This is a genomic window from Pseudomonas sp. HMWF006, assembly GCF_003061205.1.
Lineage (GTDB): Bacteria > Pseudomonadota > Gammaproteobacteria > Pseudomonadales > Pseudomonadaceae > Aquipseudomonas > Aquipseudomonas monsensis.
Genome location: NZ_QAIU01000221.1, coordinates 1 through 3,932, shown reverse-complemented (window position 1 = coordinate 3,932; position 3,932 = coordinate 1). Strand labels below are relative to the sequence as shown.

At 54.4% G+C, this 3,932-nt stretch carries 7 protein-coding genes and 1 pseudogene; 2 read left to right on the top strand and 6 right to left on the bottom strand.

Features of this window, described 5'->3' with window-relative positions:
* The 4 genes from DBR24_RS08855 to DBR24_RS08840 form a co-directional block, all read right to left on the bottom strand.
* On the bottom strand, positions 1-605 hold a 605-nt coding region (locus tag DBR24_RS08855), incomplete at its 3' end, for a tail assembly protein (protein ID WP_146188999.1).
* Positions 606-655: 50 nt separating this feature from the next.
* Positions 656-1,057, bottom strand: a complete 402-nt coding sequence (locus tag DBR24_RS08850; RefSeq protein ID WP_128614529.1) for a hypothetical protein — start codon at positions 1,055-1,057, stop codon at positions 656-658.
* A gap of 2 nt (positions 1,058-1,059) precedes the next feature.
* The gene (locus DBR24_RS08845) at positions 1,060-1,386 is read right to left on the bottom strand and encodes a hypothetical protein (protein ID WP_128614528.1); all 327 of its coding nucleotides are present in this window, start codon (positions 1,384-1,386) and stop codon (positions 1,060-1,062) included.
* Between the two features lie 81 nt (positions 1,387-1,467).
* Positions 1,468-1,689 (bottom strand): hypothetical protein, encoded by a 222-nt coding sequence (locus tag DBR24_RS08840; RefSeq protein ID WP_099759305.1) that lies wholly within the window; start codon positions 1,687-1,689, stop codon positions 1,468-1,470.
* Positions 1,690-2,261: 572 nt separating this feature from the next.
* Between DBR24_RS08840 and DBR24_RS08835 the strand changes: the two genes are divergently transcribed.
* Together DBR24_RS08835 and DBR24_RS08830 are read left to right on the top strand one after the other, a co-directional pair.
* Complete coding sequence (locus DBR24_RS08835; protein ID WP_128614527.1) at positions 2,262-2,570, top strand: hypothetical protein; 309 nt, start codon at positions 2,262-2,264, stop codon at positions 2,568-2,570.
* 41 nt (positions 2,571-2,611) lie between these two features.
* Positions 2,612-2,887: a hypothetical protein gene (locus tag DBR24_RS08830; RefSeq protein WP_128614526.1), complete on the top strand. Its 276-nt coding sequence runs from the start codon at positions 2,612-2,614 to the stop codon at positions 2,885-2,887.
* Positions 2,888-3,027: 140 nt separating this feature from the next.
* Here the strand turns inward: DBR24_RS08830 and DBR24_RS08825 are convergent, their stop codons facing one another.
* Positions 3,028-3,792 carry a C40 family peptidase gene (locus DBR24_RS08825; RefSeq protein WP_128614525.1) on the bottom strand — a complete coding sequence of 255 codons (765 nt, stop codon included), beginning with the start codon at positions 3,790-3,792 and terminating at the stop codon, positions 3,028-3,030.
* A gap of 1 nt (position 3,793) precedes the next feature.
* A pseudogene (locus DBR24_RS31770) lies at positions 3,794-3,932 on the bottom strand (phage minor tail protein L); the annotation flags it as partial.

Below are 3,932 nucleotides of genomic sequence, written 5' to 3'. Positions count from 1 at the left end.
ACTTTGTCTTCAGCCAGGATCGAGGCCGAGATGATCATCCCGCCCCACCGGCGTTCGCCGATGCAGATCGGCACCGGGTTACCGCTGGCCGTGGTGTTCTTGGCGCTGCCGAACGCGTAGGACGGGGCGTTTTCGGGGGATGCGCTTTGCGAAAGGCCTTTCGCTTGCGGGCTTAGCATCTGAATCACGCCGCCGGCGGTCGAGGCAATACCGCCAGCGATCAATGCTGCACCTTGAGCCGTTGTTGAACCGTAGGCGAAAAAGCCAACGGCGATCAGCACGATGCCCAACACGGTTTGCATCAATCCGGCGCGCTTGCTGCCGGATACGACCGGGACGATTCGGATCTCCCTTGTGCCACCCAGATCAAAAGCCTCAACCGCTTCGTTCTTCCGATTGCGAAAGATGGCGAAGCGCATGCCGAGCCGATCAAGTCGGCGGATCTCATTTTCGAAGCCATCCAACGTCACCTTAAGCGCCTTGAAGGCCTCCCATACCCGCTTGCTGTCCACTTGGCGACGATGTACTCGTCCAAACTTCTTGGCCAGTGAGCCAGATAGAAGGATCGTGGTCATTGGATTGTAAGCAGCCGCAACGTCAGCCATGTTCTTCTCCGGGCACAAAAAAGCCCGCTGATGCGGGCCTGGGAATACATTTAAATTGCCGTCGGGGATATGTCAAAATTGTCGCCCGAAAGCGTGATTCGACGCCTGACCGTCTCACCGGTTTTCACATCAACCTCGCGCTCAACCAAGCCCCAGCCACCGCATGCGGCGCTCGGCTTGATTCCAAGGATATGTTTTCCGGCTTTTACTCCAAACCGAGCTACCTCGCCTGAAGCGAATTCAGCCGCCAGAGTTCCATTAATGTACAGCCGGTAATTACAGCCAGATCCATATAGACCGCTGTCACGCGTAACGAGCAACTGCGACTCCGACTTGGCACTGAATGCATAAAGGCGGTTGCTTGGAACCGGATCAGCTTTATCCGCTGGAACAGGTGAAGTCGCACACCCCGCCAACAGCGCTACCGCCAACGCCCCTATCACAATCCGCATATTTACTCCTTATGGTCTCGCACGCTGAAGGTGAAGAAATAGAACGAAATTTTTTCGTCCTCGATATCCCTTAACTCGTAACGGATTCTATCCAGACCGCGGTCGATGCGAGTTACGACGAGGTCCATGAATTGGGTTAGTCCGCCCCCGAAGCCGCTTAGGTTCAGTGAGCTGACATCATGAAAAATAGCCGTCACACCCTCGATTTCTGGATCTTCCGAGGAAGACATAGTCAGGCTGAGGCTGTACTTGAAATCCACCATTTCGAGCTTGATCGCAGCTACGCAATTGTGCTCGAAAAGGAGTTCGTTTAAGCGAGGCAGCTCCATTTATGACTCCGATTGCAGATCGGCTGAAGCACGCAGCGCTACTGCTCCAATACCAGTTCCAGTTGCGCTCGTGATTTCGAGTCAGGGATCGACCTTCTCATCGAAAACTATTTGATACTGTTTTCTACCAGTACCCTCAAGAAGGTCCTTCAGAGCTTGGGCTCGACGATCTAAGCAGGCTTTAAAACCTGAGCTTTCAGGGGGGCCGAAATCTAAGCAAGGGTCACGATTATCAAGTGGTTGCCTCTTGTGGGAGCACCCCAACAGAAGCGCTACCGCCAGCGCTCCTACGATCAATTTCATGCAGGTCACTCCTGTGGAAATGCGGGCAATGTAAAGCACCCAATGAACCGATGCAAAAAGCCCAGCGTTAGACAGGGATCGGCGATGCGCCTCACCTGCGTGCGGTGGGCTCCGACTTCTCTGTCAACAATGAGTCGATGACTTTGCCTGAAGAATCAAACCGTGCGGTGAACGCTTGACTCTTATAGCCGACCCCTAAAAAACTCGACCGAACATAGACCCAGGTAACCATCTTGTTTCCATTTGCGTCTTCGCTAAGTAGATAGGGTGGCCCAAAGCGATTCAGAAGCTCTTCGCGAGTGGTAACCCCTTTAGTCACTTGATCAGTGTCCGCAGGGGATATAGGCCGCCCGACTTTGGTGCAGGCAGATAAGACGCACACCAAAGCAAACACAAGAAACTGACGCATCAACGCTTTCCGATTACTGAAGATAATCTCCAATTATACCGGTAAAGCTTGCCCTAGCCATTGCCACTGTCCGTGCATCCAGCGTGGATGGATTGCCAGTGGCAGAATTGGATCCACGCGTAGTAGCGTTCCGCCAACATCAACTGAGCAATGAGGTGTCGGCGTGGCCAATAGTGGTATGGATTTGGATGAGGCTGTATTCCAATATTTACTGATTAAAAACCAAACGGGTAAAGCAGGTTTCTACACTGATGTAGAGGTGCTACGACAGGATCTCGAAAAGCAGTTGGATAAACCCATCACAGCAACCCAGATAAAAACCGCCATAGAAAGCACCCGATACACACAGCGCGATTTCATGGGCAATGTCACTGGAATTTTGCCCTACCAAACTGTGTATAGAGACAAGGACTTGTTCCAAGTTTTAATGCCCACGTTCGTGTCTGACTCGACTTCTACGTGGGGCTGGTAGAGGATTCCCCAGTCCTTTGCCTGCAAGCCCAAGGACTGGGATTGCGCCAATTTCGGCGCGTTTATGACCTGGAGGTCAATGTGGTAGATCAGAATAAACTAATAGAAGCTATCAACTCGCACGGCGACGATATCCTCACGATCAGCAGCATTCTCCACGGCTTAGTGATGCAACTAAAAAAAGCACAGGGCAATGCGGGGCTTGATGAGGCTCTTGGACATGCGCTGGAGATGGCTCATTCATATAACGCGAATGGGATAACTAAGCCAAATCTGGAGCGGATCAAGGCAGTCTTTGAGCAGCCTAAGTCTATTTAGGTTTATTTGAAATTCCGGGAGGTGGAGTGATTTTGTCCACCTTCTTCAAGTAAATGCCTAAGCCCACCCCGGCCATTACCAGCTTCGCGCTTGGCAGTACATCAGTTTTGCTAGATAACATCTCAATCTCCAACAGCGCATTATTTGGATGGGTGTGCATCTTTGTGCCTGAAAATCAGGCGTGTTCTGTCGAGCCACGGCCCACCGAAGACGATAACCTCAGATGGCCTGCCGTACAGGTGGTGAAGCAGGAACGGCCCGGGGCCGAACGTCGCCGCATCCTCACCTGGCAGCGCTGGGTCGGAGCCTAGAAATATCCCTGCATGATTCGGGTAAACCGTCCGCCCCACTTCCATCACGATCATGTCGCCGCGCTGCGGCTGATCCACGCGGTAGAAGCCGGCGGCCTCGCAGTTCGCCTCGTACAGGCTGATGTTGTCATTGCTCTCCCACCAGCCATCTGCGCGTTTAAACGCTTCGAACTCCAGCCCCCACTCGCGCTTGTACCAGTCTGCGCAGACCTGCCAGCAGTCCCAGGCGCCGTGTACGAATGGCCGCTTGAGCAGCGGCACCTCGCCCGAAGGCATGACGGTGCGTAGATCGCCCTCGGGCCAGCTCAAGATGTGCCAAGGCAACGCGGTCGCTTCGCACATGGCCAGGTCGCGCGGTGACGGTCGGCTGGTGGCGTCCGGATGTGAATGAACAACGCCGATTACTTCCCCAATGTCCTCGGCCGCTGCGTATTCCTCCGGGTCGATTCGAAATTCCTCGTTCGGCTCGGTCGAGACATTGCGGCACGGGTAGTACTGTTGCCTGCGACCGACGCCCAGCAGCAGGCCGCAGCACTCTTTCGGGTACTCGGCCGCCGCGTGCACCTGGATCGCGTTCAAAATGTGTTTACGCATGTCAGCTCCGTGCGATCAGCGAGACGGCCGGGAAGCCGCCGAAAGGCAGCGGGTTGCCCTCACCGAAGCGCGGGATGCAGCCCTTTCCCAGTGTGGCGTCGCACTCGTCTAATTCCGGGTTATCGGTGACGACGCCATCC

What these genes read in the sequence shown, in the direction of transcription:
- DBR24_RS08825 (WP_128614525.1), bottom strand. Translation starts at nt 3,792, where the DNA reads ATGCGTAAACACATTTTGAACGCGATCCAGGTGCACGCGGCGGCCGAG.
- DBR24_RS08840 (WP_099759305.1), bottom strand. Translation starts at nt 1,689, where the DNA reads ATGAAATTGATCGTAGGAGCGCTGGCGGTAGCGCTTCTGTTGGGGTGC.
- DBR24_RS08845 (WP_128614528.1), bottom strand. Translation starts at nt 1,386, where the DNA reads ATGGAGCTGCCTCGCTTAAACGAACTCCTTTTCGAGCACAATTGCGTA.
- DBR24_RS08850 (WP_128614529.1), bottom strand. Translation starts at nt 1,057, where the DNA reads ATGCGGATTGTGATAGGGGCGTTGGCGGTAGCGCTGTTGGCGGGGTGT.